Below are 237 nucleotides of genomic sequence, written 5' to 3'. Positions count from 1 at the left end.
AACCATTAAAGTTACAGCATCAGGTGCTGATGAAAATGATGCACTTCAAGCGATTGAAGAGACAATCAAAAAAGAAGGGTTAGGCGAATAATGATACAGCTATCTGGGATTGCAGCATCAAACGGTATCGCTATTGCGAAGGCATACCGTCTAGAAGAGCCGGATTTAACCGTATCAAAAAAAGAAATACAAAATATTCGAGCAGAAATTGAGCGTTTTGAACAATCTGTCGAAAGC

General features: G+C 39.2%; 1 protein-coding gene and 1 pseudogene. Both read left to right on the top strand.

All coding sequences use genetic code 11. The features are described from left to right. Positions 1-91 (top strand): annotated as a pseudogene (locus tag ABS784_RS17295) (phosphocarrier protein HPr); the annotation flags it as partial. Continuing rightward, on the top strand, positions 91-237 hold a 147-nt coding region (locus tag ABS784_RS17290; RefSeq protein WP_352513443.1), incomplete at its 3' end, for a phosphoenolpyruvate-utilizing N-terminal domain-containing protein. The pseudogene ABS784_RS17295 and the gene ABS784_RS17290, both read left to right, overlap by 1 nt.

It is taken from the genome of Geobacillus sp. G4, from assembly GCF_040327975.1.
GTDB lineage: Bacteria > Bacillota > Bacilli > Bacillales > Anoxybacillaceae > Geobacillus > Geobacillus thermoleovorans.
Note: the sequence above shows the minus strand (reverse complement) of the source record. Positions and strands in the feature narration are given on the sequence as shown.